The 19846-nt window shown below is 72.9% G+C and carries 22 protein-coding genes; 17 read left to right on the top strand and 5 right to left on the bottom strand.

The annotated features are described in order from the left end of the window. Positions 1–10: 10 nt before the first annotated feature. Positions 11–631, bottom strand: coding sequence for an ATP-binding protein (locus FHS22_RS39130; protein ID WP_338047589.1), 621 nt, complete (start codon positions 629–631; stop codon positions 11–13). A 231-nt stretch (positions 632–862) separates the two neighbouring features. Between FHS22_RS39130 and FHS22_RS04285 the strand changes: the two genes are divergently transcribed. From FHS22_RS04285 to FHS22_RS04300, 4 genes are all read left to right on the top strand, one after another. Then, positions 863–1684 (top strand): helix-turn-helix domain-containing protein, encoded by an 822-nt coding sequence (locus FHS22_RS04285; protein WP_221473236.1) that lies wholly within the window; start codon positions 863–865, stop codon positions 1682–1684. Continuing rightward, entirely contained in the window at positions 1685–1921 is a 237-nt protein-coding gene (locus FHS22_RS04290; RefSeq protein ID WP_184938604.1) for a DUF397 domain-containing protein, read from the top strand. A gap of 112 nt (positions 1922–2033) precedes the next feature. After that, positions 2034–2300 carry a hypothetical protein gene (locus FHS22_RS04295; protein ID WP_184938606.1) on the top strand — a complete coding sequence of 89 codons (267 nt, stop codon included), beginning with the start codon at positions 2034–2036 and terminating at the stop codon, positions 2298–2300. Between the two features lie 95 nt (positions 2301–2395). Beyond that, complete coding sequence (locus FHS22_RS04300) at positions 2396–3154, top strand: hypothetical protein (protein ID WP_184938608.1); 759 nt, start codon at positions 2396–2398, stop codon at positions 3152–3154. A gap of 72 nt (positions 3155–3226) precedes the next feature. Here the strand turns inward: FHS22_RS04300 and FHS22_RS04305 are convergent, their stop codons facing one another. After that, positions 3227–3808 (bottom strand): histidine phosphatase family protein, encoded by a 582-nt coding sequence (locus tag FHS22_RS04305; RefSeq protein ID WP_184938610.1) that lies wholly within the window; start codon positions 3806–3808, stop codon positions 3227–3229. 54 nt (positions 3809–3862) lie between these two features. Beyond that, a complete protein-coding gene (locus FHS22_RS04310) occupies positions 3863–4777 on the bottom strand; it encodes a TIGR03621 family F420-dependent LLM class oxidoreductase (RefSeq protein ID WP_184938612.1) in 915 nt (304 codons plus the stop codon). A 96-nt stretch (positions 4778–4873) separates the two neighbouring features. Here FHS22_RS04310 and FHS22_RS04315 point away from each other — a divergent pair, with 96 nt between their 5' ends. Genes FHS22_RS04315 through FHS22_RS04335 form a run of 5 tightly spaced genes read left to right on the top strand, consistent with a single transcriptional unit; the run spans position 4874 to position 9565 of the window. After that, positions 4874–5653, top strand: a complete 780-nt coding sequence (locus FHS22_RS04315; protein ID WP_184938614.1) for a phytanoyl-CoA dioxygenase family protein — start codon at positions 4874–4876, stop codon at positions 5651–5653. Continuing rightward, positions 5650–6660, top strand: coding sequence for a phosphotriesterase family protein (locus tag FHS22_RS04320; RefSeq protein WP_338047590.1), 1011 nt, complete (start codon positions 5650–5652; stop codon positions 6658–6660). The genes FHS22_RS04315 and FHS22_RS04320 overlap by 4 nt, the downstream gene beginning before the upstream one ends. A gap of 36 nt (positions 6661–6696) precedes the next feature. Further along, entirely contained in the window at positions 6697–7896 is a 1200-nt protein-coding gene (locus FHS22_RS04325; protein ID WP_184938616.1) for a cytochrome P450, read from the top strand. Further along, positions 7893–8714 (top strand): SDR family oxidoreductase, encoded by an 822-nt coding sequence (locus FHS22_RS04330; RefSeq protein WP_184938618.1) that lies wholly within the window; start codon positions 7893–7895, stop codon positions 8712–8714. The genes FHS22_RS04325 and FHS22_RS04330 overlap by 4 nt, the downstream gene beginning before the upstream one ends. After that, positions 8711–9565, top strand: a complete 855-nt coding sequence (locus FHS22_RS04335; RefSeq protein ID WP_184938620.1) for a Gfo/Idh/MocA family protein — start codon at positions 8711–8713, stop codon at positions 9563–9565. The genes FHS22_RS04330 and FHS22_RS04335 overlap by 4 nt, the downstream gene beginning before the upstream one ends. Positions 9566–9649: 84 nt before the next feature. On the opposite strand, the gene FHS22_RS04340 is transcribed toward FHS22_RS04335, so the two are convergent. Beyond that, complete coding sequence (locus FHS22_RS04340) at positions 9650–10702, bottom strand: LacI family DNA-binding transcriptional regulator (protein ID WP_338047591.1); 1053 nt, start codon at positions 10700–10702, stop codon at positions 9650–9652. Positions 10703–11274: 572 nt separating this feature from the next. Here FHS22_RS04340 and FHS22_RS04345 point away from each other — a divergent pair. The 7 genes from FHS22_RS04345 (at position 11275) to FHS22_RS04375 (ending at position 18542) form a co-directional block, all read left to right on the top strand. Next, a complete protein-coding gene (locus FHS22_RS04345) occupies positions 11275–12573 on the top strand; it encodes an ABC transporter substrate-binding protein (protein WP_184938622.1) in 1299 nt (432 codons plus the stop codon). 147 nt (positions 12574–12720) lie between these two features. Beyond that, positions 12721–13692: a carbohydrate ABC transporter permease gene (locus FHS22_RS04350; protein ID WP_184938623.1), complete on the top strand. Its 972-nt coding sequence runs from the start codon at positions 12721–12723 to the stop codon at positions 13690–13692. Continuing rightward, positions 13689–14549 (top strand): carbohydrate ABC transporter permease, encoded by an 861-nt coding sequence (locus FHS22_RS04355; protein WP_184938624.1) that lies wholly within the window; start codon positions 13689–13691, stop codon positions 14547–14549. Before FHS22_RS04350 ends, FHS22_RS04355 begins: the two co-directional genes overlap by 4 nt. 338 nt (positions 14550–14887) lie before the next feature. Beyond that, positions 14888–15841: an ABC transporter substrate-binding protein gene (locus FHS22_RS04360; protein ID WP_184938625.1), complete on the top strand. Its 954-nt coding sequence runs from the start codon at positions 14888–14890 to the stop codon at positions 15839–15841. Further along, positions 15842–16903, top strand: a complete 1062-nt coding sequence (locus tag FHS22_RS04365; RefSeq protein WP_184938626.1) for a FecCD family ABC transporter permease — start codon at positions 15842–15844, stop codon at positions 16901–16903. Continuing rightward, positions 16900–17763, top strand: coding sequence for an ABC transporter ATP-binding protein (locus FHS22_RS04370; RefSeq protein ID WP_338047592.1), 864 nt, complete (start codon positions 16900–16902; stop codon positions 17761–17763). Before FHS22_RS04365 ends, FHS22_RS04370 begins: the two co-directional genes overlap by 4 nt. Further along, on the top strand, positions 17754–18542 hold the full coding sequence (locus FHS22_RS04375) for an adenosylcobinamide amidohydrolase (RefSeq protein ID WP_184938628.1): 789 nt from the start codon (positions 17754–17756) through the stop codon (positions 18540–18542). The genes FHS22_RS04370 and FHS22_RS04375 overlap by 10 nt, the downstream gene beginning before the upstream one ends. On the opposite strand, the gene FHS22_RS04380 is transcribed toward FHS22_RS04375, so the two are convergent. After that, the gene (locus tag FHS22_RS04380; RefSeq protein ID WP_184938630.1) at positions 18506–19096 is read right to left on the bottom strand and encodes an ABATE domain-containing protein; all 591 of its coding nucleotides are present in this window, start codon (positions 19094–19096) and stop codon (positions 18506–18508) included. The genes FHS22_RS04375 and FHS22_RS04380 overlap by 37 nt on opposite strands. A 39-nt stretch (positions 19097–19135) precedes the next feature. Between FHS22_RS04380 and FHS22_RS04385 the strand changes: the two genes are divergently transcribed. Continuing rightward, positions 19136–19828 carry a maleylpyruvate isomerase family mycothiol-dependent enzyme gene (locus FHS22_RS04385; RefSeq protein WP_184938632.1) on the top strand — a complete coding sequence of 231 codons (693 nt, stop codon included), beginning with the start codon at positions 19136–19138 and terminating at the stop codon, positions 19826–19828. Positions 19829–19846 lie beyond the last annotated feature (18 nt).

The raw sequence follows: 19846 nt of genomic DNA on the forward strand, positions 1-19846 counted from the left end.
GCGGGGCGGCTCAGACGCCCGCGGGGGCCGGGCTCTCCGCGGAGGGTCCGGCGGGGCCCGGGAGGCCGGGCTCTCCGGGGGCCTCGCGGGTCTCGTGGGTCTCGTGGGCGAGGACGGCCCAGACGATCTTTCCGTAGGGGGCGAGCGGCGCCCAGCCCCAGCGGGCGCTGAGCGACTCGACGATGTGCAGCCCGAGCCCGCCGATCTCCAGGGGGGAGGGGTCGCGGAGGGTGGGGGAGCCGGAGCCCGGGTCGTTGAGGGCGCACACGACCAGGACGCCCCGGCGGATCAGGGAGAGCCGTACGGGCTCCCTGGTGCGGGAGTCGGCCAGCCGGAGCCCGTGCCGGATCGCGTTGGTGGCCAGCTCGGAGACGACCAGCTCCATGTTCTCGCACAGGCCGCCGAGCCGCCAGCCGGTGAGGGTCCCCAGGGCGAAGCTCCGCGCGGAGTGCACGGACTCGGTGTTCGGCGGGAGCACGAAAGTGGCGCTGGCCGCGGGGAACGCGGCCGTGGGCGTCGCCGGGGGACCGGACAGGAGGTCACGGGCCGCGTCGGGCCACCAGCCGACCGGGGGCCACCAGTCGAGCGCCGTCCACGTGGAACGCGGAGGAGCGGTTTGGGCGGACTGCACGCAGATCATCATGAGGCAAACTCATGTGCAGGTGCAAGAGCGAATGCACGTGCATAAGGATCGTGCAGGCGCTACGGTACCCCTGATTCGGTAGCTTCCGGCAGAAAGGGGATCTTGTCATTGGCCGGGAAATCCCCGGCTGCGAGGTGACACACTGTCGATCAGGAAGCGAGCAAGGAGCACCACGTGTCCATCGACCCTCCGGGTACCGGTTCCACCGTCCGGCGCATCATGCTCGGCGCGAGCCTGCGCCGCCTGCGTGAGGGGAACGGGCTCACCAGAGAGGCCGCGGGATTCCACATCCGCGCCTCCGAGTCCAAGATCAGCCGGATGGAGCTGGGCCGGGTGGGTTTCAAGACCCGGGACGTGGAGGACCTGCTCACCCTGTACGGCGTGCTCGACGACGCGGAACGGCGCGGCCTGCTGGAGATGGTCCGCGAGGCGAACACCCCGGGCTGGTGGCACAAGTACGGCGATCTGCTGCCGGGCTGGTTCGCCACCTACGTGGGGCTGGAAGAGGCGGCGAACGTGATCCGCACCTACGAGGTGCAGTTCGTTCCCGGCCTCCTGCAGACGTCCGCCTACGCGCGCACCGTCTACCGGCTGGGCTACCCGGACGTGCCGGACGCGGAGATCGAGCGCCGCGTGCATATGCGCATGCAACGGCAGGACCGCCTGACGGCGAAGGGCGGCCCCCGCCTGTGGGCCGTCATCGACGAGGCGGCACTGAAGCGGCCGATCGGAGGCAGGGAGATCATGCGCGAGCAGCTCCAGCACCTGCTGGAGGCGGCCACGCTTCCCAACATCACCCTCCAGGTGATGCCCTTCAAGTTCGGCATGCATGCGGCCGAGGGTGGCGCGTTCAGCATCCTCAGATTTCCCGAGTCCGACCTGTCGGACGTCGTTTACGTCGAGCAGCTCTGGGGGGCCCTCTACCTGGACAAGCGTGAGGACGTGGATCCATACCTCACGGCCATGGAGCAGCTGTGCGTGGAGAGCACAACGCCCGGGGGGACCACCGAGTTACTCGGCGCCCTTCTCAGAGAGATCTAAATGGAGCAGACCTATAACGGCATGCCCGCCACGGACCTGGCCGGGGCCGACTGGCGAAAGAGCCGCTACAGCAACTCGCAGGGCAACTGCGTCGAGCTCGCCGAACTGCCGGACGGCAGCGTAGCGGTCAGGAACTCCCGCTTTCCGGACGGTCCGGCCCTGATCTACACCCGCGACGAGATCCGTGCGCTGGTGCTCGGGGTGAAGGACGGGGAGTTCGACAGCCTGACGGCGTAACACCGTTTTTACCTCCGGCGCGCGCGATTAACCCGGGCGCGCCGGTCGCGTAACAGGGGAGACGGGCCGGCCGGGCAGAGTTCGGACCACAGTCAAGAAGGGGGACCGAACCGTGCTCGACCAGATGACCCTGTACCCCGTGGCCGACGACGTGCTGTTCGCGCCAGGCGGTCGCGTCGTGATCCGGACCTACGGAGTCGGGTCGGCGGCCACGGCCGGCGGCGCGCTCCCGGTGTCCTACCGCACATGGGTCACCGGGGTGCGCGACCGGCCGCGCTACTGGAGCTGGGGCCATTTCGAGGACGCCCGCCGGGGCCACCGGATGGTCGTCGAGTGGCTGACCGGCCGGGGCCCGCAGCCCGCCGCCGCGGCGGCCTGACCCGCGGCCCGCACCGCGATCCGCGCCCTGTACGGCCCGCACCTCCTCGGCTAGTCTACCAACCAAGCATTCGCTTGGGATGGGGAGGCGCCTCCATGCGGCGTGGGATCTACCTGATCGAAGAGGTCGACTTCCGGCCGATGAACTCGCGCAGGCCGCTGGAGTACCTGACCTGGCTCACCCGCTACAAGAAGGAGGACGAGACCCTCGACGCCCCGGAGCTGACCACGGGGCTGTCGATCAGATCGCGCGAGATCGACCTCGTCGGAGCCTTCTACGCCGTGGGCATCACCGGCCACCCGCAGTTCAGGGCCGTCACGCTCTGGGACTGCCACGGCGGCTGGGACGGCGGCTGGCGGCAGATGATGAACATCTACGACGGCGTCGACGACAGGCTGTTCCTGTCCGACATCGACGACCTGCGCTTCTCCGCCTTCTCCCGGCCGCTCGGCGCGGTCCGGGGCAGCCCGGCCCTGGCCGACATCACCGCCGAGGGCTACGCCGCGCCGTTCTACCTCTTCGAGAGCGCGCGGGTCCGCCCCGGCGCGGCCCTGGACTACCTCGACGCCGTCCGCGAGGAGCGCGCACCCGTCCTGGCCGACCACGGCCACCGCCCCGTCGGCCTGTACGAGGTGCTGTTCTGCGACAGCGAGGTGGTCACGGTCTGGGGCATGTCCCTGGACGCGCACCTGGCCGTGCAGCGCGCCCGGGACGCCGCCCTCGGCCTGGACGACGAGGCCGAGCCGGACGAGCGCCTGCTCGCCTGGGGCAGGCGCGCCAGGGACTTCCTCGACGGACCCTGGCGCGAGACCCTCCTGGCCCCCTTCCCCGGCTCCCGCCTCTCCCCGGTGTGAGTCCGCCGGCGGCGGGTGCCGTCCGCCCCGCCTGCCTGCGGCGCGTCCGCGGACCCCGCGGGGCGCCGGCCGTCAGACCGGGGCGTTCCAGGTCAGGAGCACCGGCTTGCCGTGTTCGAAGCCGAGCCGGGAGTACGTGCCGGTGTCCAGCCGGAAGAAGCGGCCCTCCTCGGGAGGCTGGCCCAGCCAGCAGGCCGCCAGGACCCGCAGGAAGTGGCCGTGCGCGACCAGGACGACGTCGCCCGCCGCGGCCCCGGCCCGGGCGATGACCCGGTCGGCGCGCTCGGCGACCTGCGCGGCGCTCTCACCCGGATGCCCGGCGTCGCCGGGGATCACCCCGTCGCGCCAGAGGTACCAGCCCGGACGGGTCTCGCGGATCGAGGCGGTGGTGATGCCCTCGTAGCCGCCGTAGTCCCACTCCCACATGTCCGGCACGGGCTCGTAGCCGGTCAGCCCTGCCAGCTCGGCCGTCCTGCGGGCCCGCAGGGCGGGGCTGACCAGGACGAGGTCGAAGGACCTGCCCGCGACGAGCGGGGCCAGCGCCCGCGCCTGGTCCTCGCCCACGGGCGTCAGCGGGAGGTCGGTGCGCCCGGTGTGCCGCCGGTCGCGGCTCCACTCGGTCTCGCCGTGGCGCAGCAGAATCATCTCGTTCATTGCGACCATCATGCCGGTACGGCTCCCGCCGTCCCGGACCGGCCCCGCCGCGGTTCAGCCTCCCGCGAGCTCCTCGACGACCGGGGTGAAGGCCTCCAGGTCCCGCTCGTGGTGGAGTACGTAGTAGGACAGGTCGTGGGTGTCGCGCCAGTGCCGGAGCTTGTCCGCGACGTCCCCGCGGGTGCCGAGCAGGACCTGGGGGGTCTCGTCCTGCCGGGAGGAGTCGGCGGCGCTCCACGGCTCGTCCCGTCTGCGCTCGCCGAGCTGCTGGACGCTGGTGCCCAGCTCGATCGCGCCGTAGCGCTCCGCCGCGGCCCGCCGTACCACGTCGATCTTGGCGAGGAACGCGGCCAGGCCGCCGTCCGCGCCGTCGGGGCCGGTGCCGTCCGCCCTGACCCGCATGCCGAGGTTGATCACGTCGGCCTCGCGGGCGGCGAGCCGGAGCATGCGCGGCCCGCCGCCGCCGAGCAGCAGCCGGGGGCCGGGCCGCCGGAACGGCTTGGGGTGCTGGTCCAGCCCGTCGATCCGGTAGTGCTCGCCGCGGAAGGTGAACGGGCCGTCGCCCCAGAGCCCCTTGAGGACGGCGATCGCCTCGGCGAGCCGGTCCACCCGGGTGCCCGGCGGATCGAGCGCCAGGCCCGCGGCGGCGTAGTCGGCGGCCATCCAGCCGGTGCCCAGGCCGAGCTCCAGGCGGCCCTCCGAGAGCAGGTCGACGGTGGCCGCCTCCTTGGCGAGCACGGCCGGGTGCCGGAAGTCGTTGGCGAACACCAGGGTGCCGACCTTCAGCCGGCTGGTCGCGCAGGCCGCCGCGGTCATCGCCGCGACCGGGGCCAGGCGCGGGCCCACCAGGTGGTCGGGGACGAGCAGCACGTCGAACCCGGCCCCCTCCAGGCGCCGGGCCTTCTCGGCCCACTCCCTGCCCGAGGAGGCCTGCCTGACCACCGCGGCGAACCGGAACGGCCGATCCATCGGCATCATCCTCCCTGAGAGGTCGGGACGGGGTCCTCCGGCAATTCTGCATACCAAGCGCTTGCTTTAGAAGAGGTGAGGCTCGAAACTGGGCCCATGGCTGACGAGACCCCGGTCCGCGACGTGACCGACGACGAGGTCGCCTTCTTCGGGGAGAACGGCTGGGCGCGGCTGCCGCGCCTGGTGGAGCCCGGCCACGCGGCGCTGCTCCGCGAGCGGGCGATGGAACACCTCGCCGCGCGCACCCGGGCCGTCACCTCCCAGGTGGACCTGGCGTTCGGGCAGTCCAGGGACATCGCCGAGACCGACGGGCACTTCAGGGCGCTGGCCCACGCCCCCGCGCTGGGCCGCTCGGCCGTACGGCTGCTGCGCGGGGTGGCCGCGGTGCGGGTGCAGGTGACGAACCTGCTGATCAAGGAGCCGGAGGGCGGGGGGCACGGCGCCACCGAGTTCCACCAGGACTTCCCGTGGATGCCGATGGACCGCTCGGCGATGCTCACCGTCTGGCTCGCGCTGGCGGACGTGCCCGCCGACATGGGCTCCCTGCGGTTCTACAGCGGCTCCCACCGGTACGGCGTGCTCGGCCGCTCCTTCGCCCGCGACGGCGACGACCAGCTCAGCCAGCACCCCTGGCTCAAGGAGCTGGAGCTCTCCCCGCCGCTCGACCTCGCCGCCGGGGACGCGACCGTGCACCACGCGCTGACCGTGCACGGAGCGGCGGCCAACCGCCGCGACAGCCCCCGGCTGTCGTTCACCGTCACCTACTTCGACGCCGGAGCCCTCTACACCGGCACGCCGTACCGGCAGACCGACGGTCTGGGCCTGGCCGTCAACGAGCCGTTCGAGCACCCGAAGTTCCCGGTGGTCGCCCAGTGAACGCCGGGCACCCGGTGGACGCCGAGCGTCCCGGGGCCGTGGAGACCGTCGCGGGTCCCGTGGCGGACGTGGGCGCGACGCTGATGCACGAGCACGTCTTCGGGCTCAGCCCGGAGATCCTGTGGAACTGGCCGGACATCCCGGAGGGCTGGAACCTGGAGACGCGGGCACGCGAGGCCGCGGACAGGCTGACCGAGCTGAAGGAGCACGGCGTCGACACGATCGTGGACCTGACCGTGATCGGTCTCGGCCGCTACGTGCCCGCCGTCCAGCGGGTGGCCGAGCTGACCGAGGTCAACATCGTCGCCGCGACCGGCCTGTACACCTACGACGCGCTCCCGCCCTACTTCGGCAACCGCGGCCCCGGCTCGCTGTTCGGCGGCCCGGACCGGCTGGCCGAGTTCTTCGTCAGGGACATCACCGAGGGCATCGGCGAGACCGGGGTGAAGGCGGGCGTCCTCAAGTGCGCCTCCGACCACCTGGGCATGACCGCCGGCTGCGAGCGGGTCTTCCGCGCGGTCGCCGAGGCGCACCGGGCCACCGGCGCGCCGATCTCGACCCACTCCCACAGCGCCTCCCGCGGCGGGCTGGAGCAGCAGAGGCTCCTGGCCGCCGAGGGCGTGGACCTGGGCCGGGTGGTGATCGGCCACGCCGGGGACTCCACCGACCTGGCCTACCTGGAGGAGCTCGTCGCGGGCGGCTCCTACCTGGGCATGGACCGCTTCGGCATCGACACGATCAGCTCGTTCGAGGACCGGGTGGCGACGGTGGCGGCCATGTGCGAGCGCGGCCACGCCGGGCGCATGGTCCTGTCCCACGACTCCTACTGCTTCAACGACCGCTTCGACCACGAGGTGGTACGGCGCCGCCACCCCGACTACCACCTGCTGCACATCTCCCGGGACGTCCTGCCCGAGCTGCGCAGGCGGGGCGTGACCGAGGAGCAGATCCACCAGATGCTCGTCGCCAACCCCCGCGACATCCTCACCCCGCGGGAGCCGTACTGAGCCCGCCGCGGCCGAACCCGGAGCAGGGAGCCCATCATGATCGACGCTGACGACTTCGACGTCGGCGCGGCCTGGCACGTCGCCGCGCCGTACGACTTCCTGCGCAGGCTCCGCCACGAGCGGCCGGTCTTCCGCAGCGAGCACCTGGGCGCCTACGTCCTGACCCGGTACGCCGACGTCCGCGCCGCCTACGGCGACCCGAGGCGGTTCTCCTCCGAGGGCTCGCTGACCATCTCCCGGAGCCTGTCCGAGGAGACGCGCCTCAAGCTGGGCGAGCACGGCTCGTTCCTGTCGAGTTTCGTGGCCAACGTGGACCCGCCCGTGCACACCCGGCTGCGCCGCTCCGTCTCGCGGGCCTTCACCCCGCGTGCCGTCGCCGCGCTGGAGCAGCGCTTCCGGGCGCTGAACGGGGAGCTGCTCGACCGGGTGGCCCCGGACGGCGGCGGCGACCTGGTCGCGGAGATCGCGCACGTGCCCTCGGCCAAGCTCACCGCCCGCTTCATCGGCGTTCCCGAGGAGGACGAGGAGTTCGTCAAGCAGCACGTGAAGGACTGGTTCCAGCTGTTCCTCTCGCCGCAGCCGCCCGACCGGCAGCTCGCGCTGGCCGAGAGCTTCCTGGTCTACCTGGACTACGTGGACGGGCTCGTCGCCTCCCGGGCGAAGGATCCCCGCGACGACTTCACCTCCCTGATGACCTCCCTGATCGGCACCGAGCTCTCGCACCGCGAGGTGGTCGAGCTGATCTCCACGATCCTGCTCGGCGGCAACGACACCGTCCCCAACCAGCTCGGCAACAGCGTGCTGCGGCTGCTGCGCGAGGGCGTCTGGCCGGTCCCGCCGGAGCGGGTCCGCAACGCGGTCGAGGAGTGCATGCGCGTCGACGGCGCCAGCCTGGGCTCCTTCCGCTACGCCAGGAGCGACGTCGAACTGCACGGCACGACGATCCCGGCCGGGGCGCTCTGCCTGCTCTCCACCGACTCCGCGGCCCACGACGAGACCGTCTTCGCCGAGCCCGAACGGTTCGTGATCGACCGGCCCAACGCCGACGCGCACATGACCCTGGGCTACGGCATCCACTTCTGCGTCGGCGCGGCCCTGGGCCGGCTCCAGCTCCGCACCGCCCTGGAGGTCCTCGGCGAGCGCCTCCCGGGGCTCCGGCTGGTCCCCGGACAGGAGATCGCCTACCGCGCCTCGATCGTCGGCCGCGGCCTGACCGCGCTGGCCGTGGAGTGGTGACGCACGCGGCGGCGCGCTTCGCCGGGAAGGTCGCGCTGGTCACCGGTGCGGGCTCGGGGATCGGCGCGGCCACCGCGCACCGGCTCGCCGCCGAGGGCGCCCGGGTCGGGGTCGCCGACCTGCGGCCCGCGGGCGCGCGCTCGGTCGCCGCGGCGATCGAGGCCGCGGGCGGTACGGCGCGCGCCCTCCGCTGCGACGTGTCCGACGAGGCGGCCGTGGCGGCGGCCGTCGCCGAGCTGACCGGCTCGTTCGGGCCGCTGGACGTGCTGCACTCCAACGCCGCCTGCCTGGACCGCGAGGTCTACGGCCGGGACCTGGACCTGCTCGACATGGACGTGGAGGTCTGGGACCGGACGATGGCGGTCAACCTGCGCGGCGCGATGCTCACCGTCAAGCACGCGGTCCCGGCGATGGCCGACGGCGGCGCGATCGTGCTGACCTCCTCGGTCTCGGGCCTGGTCGGGGACGCCGACCACGCGGCCTACGGCGCCTCCAAGGCGGCGCTGACCGGGCTCGTCCGCTATGTCGCCACCATGTACGGCTCCCGCGGCATCCGGTGCAACGCGGTCGCCCCCGGCCTGGTCATGACCGACCTGGCGAAGGCCGTGATGACGCCGGAGCGGCTGGCGGAGAAGGCGGCCGAGCGCGTCCTGCCGTGGGCGGCCGAGCCGGGCGACGTGGCCGCGCTCGTCGCCTTCCTCGCCTCCGGTGAGGCGCGCTGCGTGACCGGCCAGACGGTCGTCGTCGACGGCGGCACCACGGCGCACCGGCCCGAACACGCGATCAGGACATGGTCTCGTGAGAAGCTGGACAAGTGACGATTTCTGTGGGTCTGGTGGGCGCCGGCCCGTGGGCGGAGAAGGTGCACGCGCCGGCGCTGGCGGCCGGGCCGCACACCCGGCTGGCGGGAGTGTGGGCCCGCAGGCCCGAGGCGGCGGCCCGGCTGGGCGCCCCGGTCTTCGAGCGGATCGAGGCGCTGTTCGACTCCTGCGAGGCGGTGGTCTTCTCGGTGCCGCCCGACGTGCAGGCCGAGCTGGGAGTGATGGCGGCCAAGGCGGGCAAGGCGCTGCTGCTGGAGAAGCCGCTCGCGGCCGACCTGGACGGCGCGCGGCGGCTCTCCGACGCCATCGGGGAGGCGGGCGTGGCCTCCCAGATGTGCCTGACCTGGCGCTACTCGGCGGCGGTGCGGGCCTTCCTGGCGCGGGTCTCGGCCATCGAGCCGTTCGGCGGGCACGCGGCCAGCATCTCCGGCGCCATGCTCGGCGGAGACTTCGCCAGCCCCTGGCGGCTGGAGCGCGGCGCCGTCCTCGACGTCGGCCCGCACATGATCGACATGCTGGACGCCGCGCTCGGCACGGTGACCGGGGTGCGCGCGCACGGCAACCCGACGGGCTGGGTCGGCCTGCTGCTGGAGCACGAGACCGGCGCGGTCAGCGAGGCCTCGCTCTGCCTGAGCGCGCCCGGGGAGACCCCGCCCTCCCACGTGGACGTCTACGGCAGGCTCGGCCGGGAGTCCGTCGACCGCAACGCCCTGGGCCCCGACGTCTTCACCACGATGATCGCCGAGTTCGCCGGGACCGTGCGCAACGGCGGCGGACACCCGCTCGACGCCCTGCACGGCCTGCGCCTCCAGGAGATCATCGCCGCAGCCGAGGCGCAGCTCGGCTAGGAACGGGCGCCGCGGTGACGGTCCGCCGGAGGGGATGACGGTCTCCCCGGGCGCGCTCGCCGGGACCGGTCCTCGGCGTGCGGGTCAGGCGGACTCCCGGACGACGAGGGCGGGTTCGAAGATGATCGAGGTCGCCGGCCGCTCGGGCTGGTCGACCCGGGCGAGCAGCAGGCGGGCCATCTCGGCGGCCATGTCCTCCACGGGGTGGCGGACGGTGGTGAGCGCCGGACGGCTGGCGGCCGCCACGCTGCTGTCGTCGAAGCCGATCACGGCGACGTCCTCCGGCACCCTGAGGCCGTGCTGCCGGAGCACGAACAGAGCGGCCTGGGCCATCACGTCGTTGGCGGCGAAGACGCCGTCGAGGCCGGGGTGCTCGGCGAGCAGCCGCTCCATGGCGGCCTCCCCGCTGTGGTAGGTGAAGTTCCCCTCGGCGCAGGGGATGTAGGGGTGGCCGTGCACGGCCATGGCGTCCCGGAAGCCGGCCAGCCGGGCCTGCGCGGCCGGCAGGTTGGGCGGGCCGGTGATGGTCGCGACCCGCCGCCGGCCCCGGGCGACGAGGTGGTCGGCGGCGAGCTTGGCCCCGGTCCGGTGCTCGACGTCGACGTAGCTGATCGGGATCGGCTCGGCGGGTCTGGCGAAGAGCACGGCGGGCAGGCCCGCGTCGGCGAGGAGCCGGGGGAGGAGGTCCTCGGCGTGGGTGGAGACCAGCAGTGCCCCGTCGGCGTTGCCCTGGCGCAGGTAGGTGAGCACCTGGGCGCGGGTCTCGGCGTCGTCGGCGAACATCAGGATCGGGTGGATGCCCCGGGGGCGGAGGAACCCGATGATGCCGGAGGCCACCCGGCCGAAGAACGGGTCGGTGAAGACCTGGCCGGGGGAGGGCTCGCCCGGCTCCTCCCCGCTGGCGCCGGAGACGACCAGGGCGACCACGCCGGCGCGGCGGGTCACCAGGGAGCGGGCCGCCTGGTTGGGGACGTAGCCGGTGGCGGCGACGGCCTGCCTGACCGCCTCCTGGATCGCGGGGTCGACGTTTCGGATGCCGTTGATCACCCGGGAGACCGTGGCGCGGGAGACGCCCGCCGCCCGGGCCACGTCCTCCAGGGTGGGGGATGATCCTGAGGGCGGTGGGGCTGCGTTCACCGGGACTTTATAGCACATTCGGAAATCGCTATCCCATGATCTCGCGGCTCTGACCTGGAACTCCGCAGCAGGACGCGGGGTGGAGGCTGCTGGTTCCCGTGATTTTAACGCCTTAGGCTGCAGTGTCCCGTTAGATAGCCGTGATCGTCGGGATCAAAGGTGCTCATCCGATCGAGTTAGAGAGCGCTCTCTAATGGGTTGCGGCACCCTTGTCGCAGGTCGTCGCCGTCAGGGAAGGGCGGAAATGCCCTTTCTGGAGTGCTCTTTGTTACGCAAAGGTGCCCAGAAGGTTTCGGATCGGTGCGGGAGAGCCTTGACATCATTTGCCCGTCGGGTGCACGCTCTCTCACGGAGAGCGCTCTCCCTTCGTTGCCGTCACGCACGGCGGACACCCCCCACACCGAGGAGAGGTCGTGCACCTGACGCGCAGTTCAGGCGGGTACCGGACCGGAACGTCCGGAACCTCCCGCTAGGCCGGCACGGCCGCAAGGCGTGCCCGGTTCGGGGCGGCGCGCCGCAGGCCGGCCGCGGTCCCTCTCCTCCCTCACCATCAAGGACCCAAGGAGGGTTCCATGGGCAAGCTCCGCCCCCGGTTTCTCGCCCCGATGCTCGCCGCGGTCGCGCTGACCGTGGGCGTGGCCGCCTGCGGCGGTGACGGCGGCACCGGCACCGGCACCGCCGCGTCCGGCGCGCCGGCCGAGAAGATCAAGCTCACCGTCGCGCTGTTCAGCGACTTCCACTACGCGCCGCTGTACGAGGAGTTCAAGAAGACCCACCCCAACGTGGAGATCGTGGAGCGCCGCGCGCAGTTCAACGACCACCACACCAACCTCATCACCCAGCTGGCCACCGGCGCGGGCGCCGCGGACGTGGTGGCCGTCGAGGGCGGTTACGTCGGCGCCTTCACCCCCACGCCGGACAAGTTCCACAACCTCAAGGACTACGGCCTGGACAAGCGGCAGAGCGAGTACCTGGACTGGAAGTGGCAGCTGGGCGTCTCCAACGACGGCTCCGCGCTGCTGGGCCTGGGCACCGACGTCGGCGGCCTGGCCATGTGCTACCGCCCCGACCTGTTCGAGAAGGCCGGCCTGCCCACCGCCCGCGACGAGGTGTCGGCGCTCTGGCCCACCTGGGACCAGTACATCGAGACGGGCAAGAAGTTCGTCGCGGCCAAGGTGGAGGGCGCCAAGTTCACCGACGGTCCCGGCGAGCACTTCCGCGCCATGGTCGAGCAGGCCCCGGTCGGCTACTACGACGAGCAGTACAACGTCATCGCGGGGACCAACCCCGAGGTGCGCAAGGCCTACGACATGGGCGTCAGGATCGTCGACGAGGGACTCTCGGCCAAGCTCGCCGCCTTCACTCCGCCGTGGAACACCGGCATCGCCAAGGGCACCTTCGCCACCATGGTCTGCCCCGCCTGGAAGACCGGCACGATCAAGGACCAGAACCCCGGTGAGGGCGCCTGGGACATCGCCGCGGTGCCCGGCGGCGGCGGCAACCAGGGCGGCACCCACCTGATGCTGCCCAAGCAGGGCAAGCACCCCAAGGAGGCGGCCGAGCTCATCGACCTGCTGACGAGCAAGGAGAGCCAGATCAAACTCTTCAAGGAGGCCAGCGCGCTGCCCTCGCTGCCCGCCCTGTACGACGACCCGGCGGTGTCGGAGTTCGTCAACCCGTACTTCGGCAACGCGCCGATCGGCAAGATCTTCACCGACGCGGCCAAGGCGCTCAAGCCGCAGAAGGTGGGCCCCAAGGCCGGCGACATCCTGAAGGCCTTCGGTGACGGCCTGCAGCGGGTCGAGCAGGGCAAGCAGAACCCGGAGGAGGCCTGGGCCCAGGCGCTGAAGGACGTCGACCGGGTCAAGTAGCCCGGCCCCGCGCGCCCGCCGCCGGACCCCTGTCCCGCCCGTCCGCCCGCCCGTCCGCCCGCCGGTCCCGGTACCGCCGGGCGGGCGGGCAGGCGGCGTCCGCTCCCCGACCCCTCCCCGCCCCCACCCGTCACCGAAGGATCTGCCATGGCCACCCGCGCACCCGACCGCCCGGCGGCGGTCGCATCGGGCGAACCGGTGCGACCTCGCCGCCGCCTCCGGCGCCACCTGGTCCACCAGCTCGACGTCAAGGGCTCCCCGTACGCGTACGTGGCCCCGTTCTTCCTGCTCTTCTCCGCGTTCGGGTTGTTCCCGCTCGCCTACACCGCCTGGGTGAGCCTGCACGAGTGGACGCTGCTGGCCGACGAGCACCCCTTCGTCGGCCTGGACAACTTCAGGACGCTGCTGGCCGACGACTACTTCTGGAACGCCGCGTTCAACACCCTGTCCATCGGGGTGCTGTCCACCGCCCCCCAGCTGCTGCTGGCCATCTGGCTGGCCCACCTGCTCAACCGGCCGCTGCGGGCGCAGACCTTCTTCCGCGTCACGCTGCTGCTGCCCAACGTCACCAGCGTGGTCGCGGTGGTGGTCATCTTCAGCCAGCTGTTCGGCCGGGACTTCGGCATGATCAACTGGATGCTGTCCTGGTTCGGGGTCGGAGGCGTCGCCTGGAACGAGGGGGTGGCCAGCTCCCACGCGGCCATCTCCATCATGATCATGTGGCGGTGGACCGGCTACAACGCGCTGATCTTCCTGGCGGCCATGCAGGCCGTACCGCGTGAGCTGTACGAGGCGGCCACCATCGACGGTGCGGGCAGTATGACCCAGCTCCGCCGGATCACGATCCCGATGATCAAGCCCACGATCGTCTTCGTCGTCATCACCTCGACGATCGGCGCCATGCAGGTGCTCGCCGAGCCGCTGCTCTTCGGCAGCTACAGCCCCACGGGCGGCGTGGACCGGCAGTACCAGACGCTCGCGCTGTTCATCTACGAGAACTTCGTCAAGCTCGACTTCGGCTACGCCTCCGCCATCTCCTGGATGATGTTCGTCTTCATCGTCGTGGTCGCGGGCGTCAACTACCTGCTGACCCGACGCACGAAGGGAGGGCTGGTATGACCGCCCCGCGGCCCACGGCCCGTACGGCCAGGCGCGGCGCCCCCGGCGGCGCCCGGCGGCTCACCTACCTCACGCTGCTGGCGGTGGCGTTCTTCTCGGCGGTCCCGCTGTACTACAGCGTCGTGGTGGCCTCCCGCGACAACGCGGCCCTGGCCGAGGTCCCGCCCCCGCTCCTGCCCGGCGGGAACTTCTTCGCCAACGTCGCCCGCGTGTTCGACACCGTGCCCTTCGCGCTGGCGCTGGCCAACTCCGTCCTGGTCTCCGGGACCATCGCGCTGGCGGTGATGTTCTTCTCCACGCTGGCCGGGTTCGCCTTCGCAAAGCTCCGCTTCCGCGGCCGCAACGCCCTGCTGCTGCTCACGGTGGCGACCATGATGGTCCCCACCCAGCTCGGGATCATCCCGCTCTACATGCTCATGGTGAAGCTGGAGTGGACCGGCACCATGTACGCGCTGATCGTCCCCGCGCTGGTCAACGCCTTCGGGGTGTTCTTCATGACGCAGTACCTGTCGCGGGCGCTCCCGACCGAGCTGCTGGAGGCGGGCCGGGTCGACGGCTGCACCACCTGGGGGCTGTTCTGGCACGTGGTGCTCCCGGTCGCCCGCCCCGCGGCCGCCGTGCTCGGCATGCTCACCTTCATGTCCGCCTGGAACGACTACTTCTGGCCGCTGGTCGTGCTGACCCCGGAGAACCCCACCGTGCAGGTCGCCCTGTCCACGCTGGCCGCCGGGTACGTCAACGACTACGTGCTCGGCCTGGCCGGCACCGCGCTCGGCACGCTGCCTCTGGTCATCGTGTTCGGCCTGCTCGGCAAGCAGATCATCGGAGGCATCATGCAGGGAGCCGTCAAGGGGTAGCGGCGCCCCGGTCCCGGTCCCGCTCGGGGGGTCCGGGGCCGGTCCCCCCGCCGTACCGCGGCCCGCGCCCCCGGTCCGCGGTACGGCCTCCCTCTTCTGCCGGGAGCCTGCTCGGAGGCCCTGCGTCACGGTGGTGCTCCGGCGGGTTGATAGCGTTTGCCCGACGCGTGACGTGGAGCGAAGTCCGGTGTGAGCCCGGCGCTGTCCCGCAACTGTCATGGCCTCCACGGCCGAGCCAGGTCGCCTCCCGCCGCGCCGGCGCTGTCAACCCTCGTGGGAAAGGGTGATCCGTCATGTTCCAGCGGGTCCTCGGTTCCAGCAGAAGAAAGGACCCTCTCGTGAGGCCCGTACGTACCGCCTTCGCGGGCGCGCTTCTCGGCGTGCTGGCCCTGGCCGGATGCGGTCAGAGCTCGACCACCGCCCAGCCTGGCGCCCCCGCCTCCGCCTCCGCGACCCCCTCGGCGGCGGGCGCGTTCCCCGTCACCGTCGAGGCGGCCAACGGCCCGGTCACCCTCGCCGAGCGGCCCGAGCGGATCGTCTCCCTCTCGCCCACCGCCACCGAGACCCTGTTCGCCGTCGGCGCCGGAGCCCAGGTCGTCGCGGTCGACGACCAGTCGAACTTCCCGGCCGAGGCGCCCAAGACCGACCTGTCGGGCTTCAAGCCGAACGCCGAGGCGGTCATCGCGCAGAAGCCCGACCTGGTCGTGCTCGCCAACGACGTCGAGGGCATCGTGGCCAAGCTGGCGAAGGTCGGCGTCCCGGTGCTGCTGGAGCCCGCCGCCACCAAGCTCGACGAGGCCTACGACCAGATCGCCGACCTCGGCGCGGCCACCGGCAACACGGCCAAGGCCGAGGAGGTCGTGGCCGGGATGAAGAAGAAGATCGACGAGATCGCGGCCGCCGCGCCCAAGGACAAGAAGCTCACCTACTATCACGAGCTGGACACCACGCCCTACTCGGTGACCTCCACCACCTTCCTCGGCCAGGTCTATGCCCTGTTCGGCCTGACCAACATCGCCGACAAGGCCCCCGACCTGGCCGGCGGCTACCCCAAGCTCTCCTCCGAGTTCGTCGCCCAGGCCGACCCGGACCTGATCTTCCTCGCCGACACCAAGTGCTGCGGCCAGTCCAAGGACACCATCGCCAAGCGTCCCGGCTGGTCCAAGCTCTCCGCCGTCGAGAACGACCGGGTCATCGCCCTGGACGACGACGTCGCCTCCCGCTGGGGGCCGCGCGTGGCCGACCTCGCCCAGCAGGTCGGCGAGGCCGTCCAGAAGGCCGCCTCCGAGTAAGTGACCGATCCATCCGGCTCCGCCGCCCCTGTACGGCGGGCGTCCCGGCTCCGGGCGGGGGCGGCCGCCGCCGCGGTGGGGGTGCTCCTGGTGAGCGCGACCGCCGGGCTGCTGGCCGGGGCGGCGGACATCGCGCCCGGGCGGGTGGTTCTCCAACTGCTCGACTGGCTCCCGTTCGTCTCGGCGGACTCCGGTCTCACCCCGGTCGAGCAGGGCCTGCTCTGGGAGATCCGGCTGCCCCGGGTGCTGCTCGGGGCGGTCGTCGGAGGCCTGCTGGCGATCGCCGGGGCGGCCTACCAGGGCGTGTTCCGCAACCCGCTGGCCGATCCCTACCTGCTCGGCGCCGCCGCGGGCGCGGGACTCACCACCACCGTGGTGGTCGTGTTCCTCAAGGGCGACGACACGTCCCTCGCCGTCCCGGCCGCGGCCTTCGCCGGGGCCGTGGGCGGCGTCCTGCTCGCCTACGCCCTGGGCAACGTCGCCGACCGGAGCGGCGGGACCGCCACCCTGGTCCTGGCCGGGGTCGCGGTGACCTCCTTCCTCACCGCCGTGCAGACGTTCATCCAGCAGCTCGGCATCGAGGAGCTCCAGCGCATCTACGCCTGGATCCTCGGCACCGTCGACGGCGGCTGGGGCAAGGTCACCCTGGTCGTGCCCTACGCGGCCGTCTCGGTGACCGCGCTGCTGCTGCACGGGCGGCTGCTCGACGTGCTCTCCGTCGGCGACGACGAGGCCGTCAGCCTCGGCCTCAACGCGCCGCGGGTCCGGCTCGTCGTGCTGCTGGCCGCCTCCCTGGCCACCGCCTCGGCGGTCGCCGTCAGCGGCCTGATCGGCTTCGTCGGCATCGTCGTCCCGCATGTGGTCCGCCGCCTGGCGGGAGGCTCCTACCGGATCGTGCTCCCGCTCTCCCTGCTCGGCGGAGCGGCCTTCCTGGTCCTCGCCGACGTGATGGCCCGGACCGTGCTCGCCCCGGCGGAACTGCCCATCGGGGTGGTCACCGCCTTCGTCGGCGCGCCGTTCTTCGTGGCCGTCCTGCGCATGACGAGGAGGGTGGAGACGTGAGCCGCACGTCACGCGGGCGGGCCTCCGGATCCGCGGAGCCTCCGGCGCGCGGGGCGGACCCTCCGGGCGGGGAGGGGACGGCCAGCCGCATCAGGGCACGCGACCTGTCGGTCGCCCTCGACGGGCGGACCGTGCTGTCCGGCGTCGCCCTCGACGTGCGGGCCGGTGACTGGCTCGCCGTGATCGGGGCCAACGGCGCGGGCAAGTCCACGCTGCTGAAGGCCGTCGCGGGGGTGCTGCCCTGCTCCGGCGAGGTGCTCATCGACGACACGCCCGTCCGCCGGCTCAGGCCCCGGGAACGGGCACGGCTCCTCGCCTACGCCCCCCAGTCCCCGGCGCTCCCGCCGGACATGACCGTGTTCGACTACGCCCTGCTGGGCCGCACGCCGTACATCCCCTACCTGGGGCGGGAGAGCCGCCACGACCGGGAGGCGACCGCCTCGGTGCTGGAGCGCCTGGACCTGGCGCCGTTCGCCGCCCGCGCGCTCGGCCACCTGTCGGGCGGTGAGCGCCAGCGGGTCGTGCTCGCCCGGGCCCTGGTCCAGCAGGCCCCCGTGCTCCTGCTCGACGAGCCCACCACGGCACTCGACCTGGGCCACCAGCAGCAGGTGCTGGAGCTCGTCGACCGGCTCCGGCTGGCCGACGGCCTGACCGTGGTCACGACCCTGCACGACCTGAGCGTGGCGGGGCAGTACGCCGACTCGATGATGCTGGTCTCCGCGGGCCGGGTCGCCGCTTCGGGGACCCCCGCGGACGTGCTCACCGAGGAACTGATCGACGAGCACTTCGGCGCCCGCGTCCGGATCGGGACCGGTCCGGACGGCAGGCCCGGAGTCCACCTGGAGCGCCCATGCCGCTGACCCCCCCGCCGGAGACCACCGGGCCCGGACCCGTCCGGCCCGGGGGGGCCCGGGACACCGCCGGACCGGACACGGCCCCGATCGGTCACGTGCCGGACGCCGGCCTGCCGGGGCGCCCGCGGCTGAGTCACCGCCAGGAGGACGGCGCCCTCCTGGCCTCGCTGCTGTGGGAGTTCGGCCCCGGCCGGCGGGGGATCTCCTCGGCCATGCTCGGCGGCGGCATCGGCCCGGTCGAGTGGGTGCTCAACGCCCAGGTGCCCGGCGGCTACGCGCGGATGGACCCGGTGGAGCACCTGCTGGAGATGGCCCCGCCCGGCCGCGGCGTCGGCATGCTCACCGCCGCCTCGGTGGGCCGCTTCACCCGGGCGGACGACGGCGGGGCGCACGCGGTGAGCACCGTCGGCCTGCGCGTGCCGACCTGGGCCGCCGCCCCCGAGGGCGCCGCCGACCCCGAGCTCGCCCCCGCGCACCTCCCCGGCACGATCAACATCGTCGTCGCCGTCCCGGTGGCGATGAGCGACGCCGCTCTGGTGAACGCGGTGATGACGGTGACCGAGGCCAAGACCCAGGCGCTGGTCGAGGAGGGCTTCCCCTGCACGGGCACCGCCTCCGACGCGGTCTGCGTCGTGGCCGCCGCGGACGGCCCCGAGGAGCTGTTCGGCGGCCCCCGCTCGGTCTGGGGCGCCCGCATCGCCCGCGCCGTCCACCGGGCCGTACGGCAGGGCGCCCGCGACTGGGCGGGTCAGGGCCCCTCGCGCGCGGCCCGGCGGGCCCGGTAGGCGGCCATCTTGGCGCGGGCGCCGCAGCCGTCCATCGAGCACCAGCGGCGGTGACCGGACCGGCTGGTGTCCAGGAACAGCAGCGTGCACGGCTCCAGTCCGCACTCCCGTACGCGTGCGGCCAGCGGCCCGCCGAGCAGGTCGACGGCGTCGCGGGCGATCTCGGCCAGCAGCGTCTCGGCGGTCGCCTCGCCCCGGACCCGCCGCAGGCGGCCGCCGGAGCCGGCCTCCAGCCGTTCCGCCGGACCCGGCCGGGCGGCCCAGCCGTTCACGACCGCCAGCGCCTCCGGAGGGATCTCCCGTTCCCGCCGCGAGGCGGTGAACAGCTCGTACACCGCCTCGCGGAGGACGTGCGCCTGACGCAGCTCCGGTTCGCCCACCGCGGGAGTCCGGGGGAGCGCCGGGGAGTCAGGGGGGACCAGGCCCGCCTCGGCGAACCAGCGGCCCAGGTCGGCGGGGGTCGCCAGCCGCTCGACGCGCTCCGTCCGCCGTCTGCTCACGGTGGCGATGAGGTTCAGGCAGTGCCGGCCGCCGTGGAACCGGAAAGTGCTCACCGTGTTGAAGTTACCGGATGAGCCGGTAACCTTCCTCCCATGACACCTAACGATCTTGTGGCCCGTGTCCGCGAGGGGCACCGCCGCCTGGAGAACCTGCTCGCCGATCTCGCCGACGCCGACGTCCGGGCGCCTTCCGCGCTGCCGGGGTGGTCGCGCGGCCATGTGATCACCCATCTGGAGCAGAACGCCGCCGCCTTCACCCGCCAGGCGGAGTACGCCCGCCGGAACGAGCTCGTCGACGTCTACGACGGCGGGGCCGCCGGCCGCGCCGCCGCCATCGAGCGCGAGGCCGGCCGCGGAGCCGGGGAGCTCCGCCAGGCCCTCGCCGAGGCGCACGCCGCGCTGGAGGACGCCTGGGCGGGGACCGGGGAGGACGTCTGGGGGCGGCCCGTCCGCTACCGCGACTCCACCCTCCTCGACACGGTCTACGCCCGCTGGCGCGAGGCCGAGGTCCACATGGCCGACCTGGACCTGGGCCACCGGCCGTCGGAGTGGCCGCTCGGCTTCTGCGACCACCTCGTGGACTTCCTGGCCCCCCGCGTGCCCGCCGGGACGCACCTGACGATGGTCGCCGACGACGCGGACCGCCGGTGGAGCGCCGGGAGCGGCGACCCCGTCGTCCTGCGCGGGAACGCGCGCGACCTGGCCGCATGGCTGGCCGGGCGGGCCCCCGTCGGGCCGGTCGCCGCCGAGGCCGGCTCCCCGCCCGAGCTCGGCCCCTGGCCGTGATCACCCCCGCCGCCCTGG

This window comes from Thiemannella venezuelensis, assembly GCF_014203605.1.
In the GTDB taxonomy this organism is placed as follows: domain Bacteria; phylum Actinomycetota; class Actinomycetes; order Streptosporangiales; family Streptosporangiaceae; genus Planomonospora_A; species Planomonospora_A venezuelensis.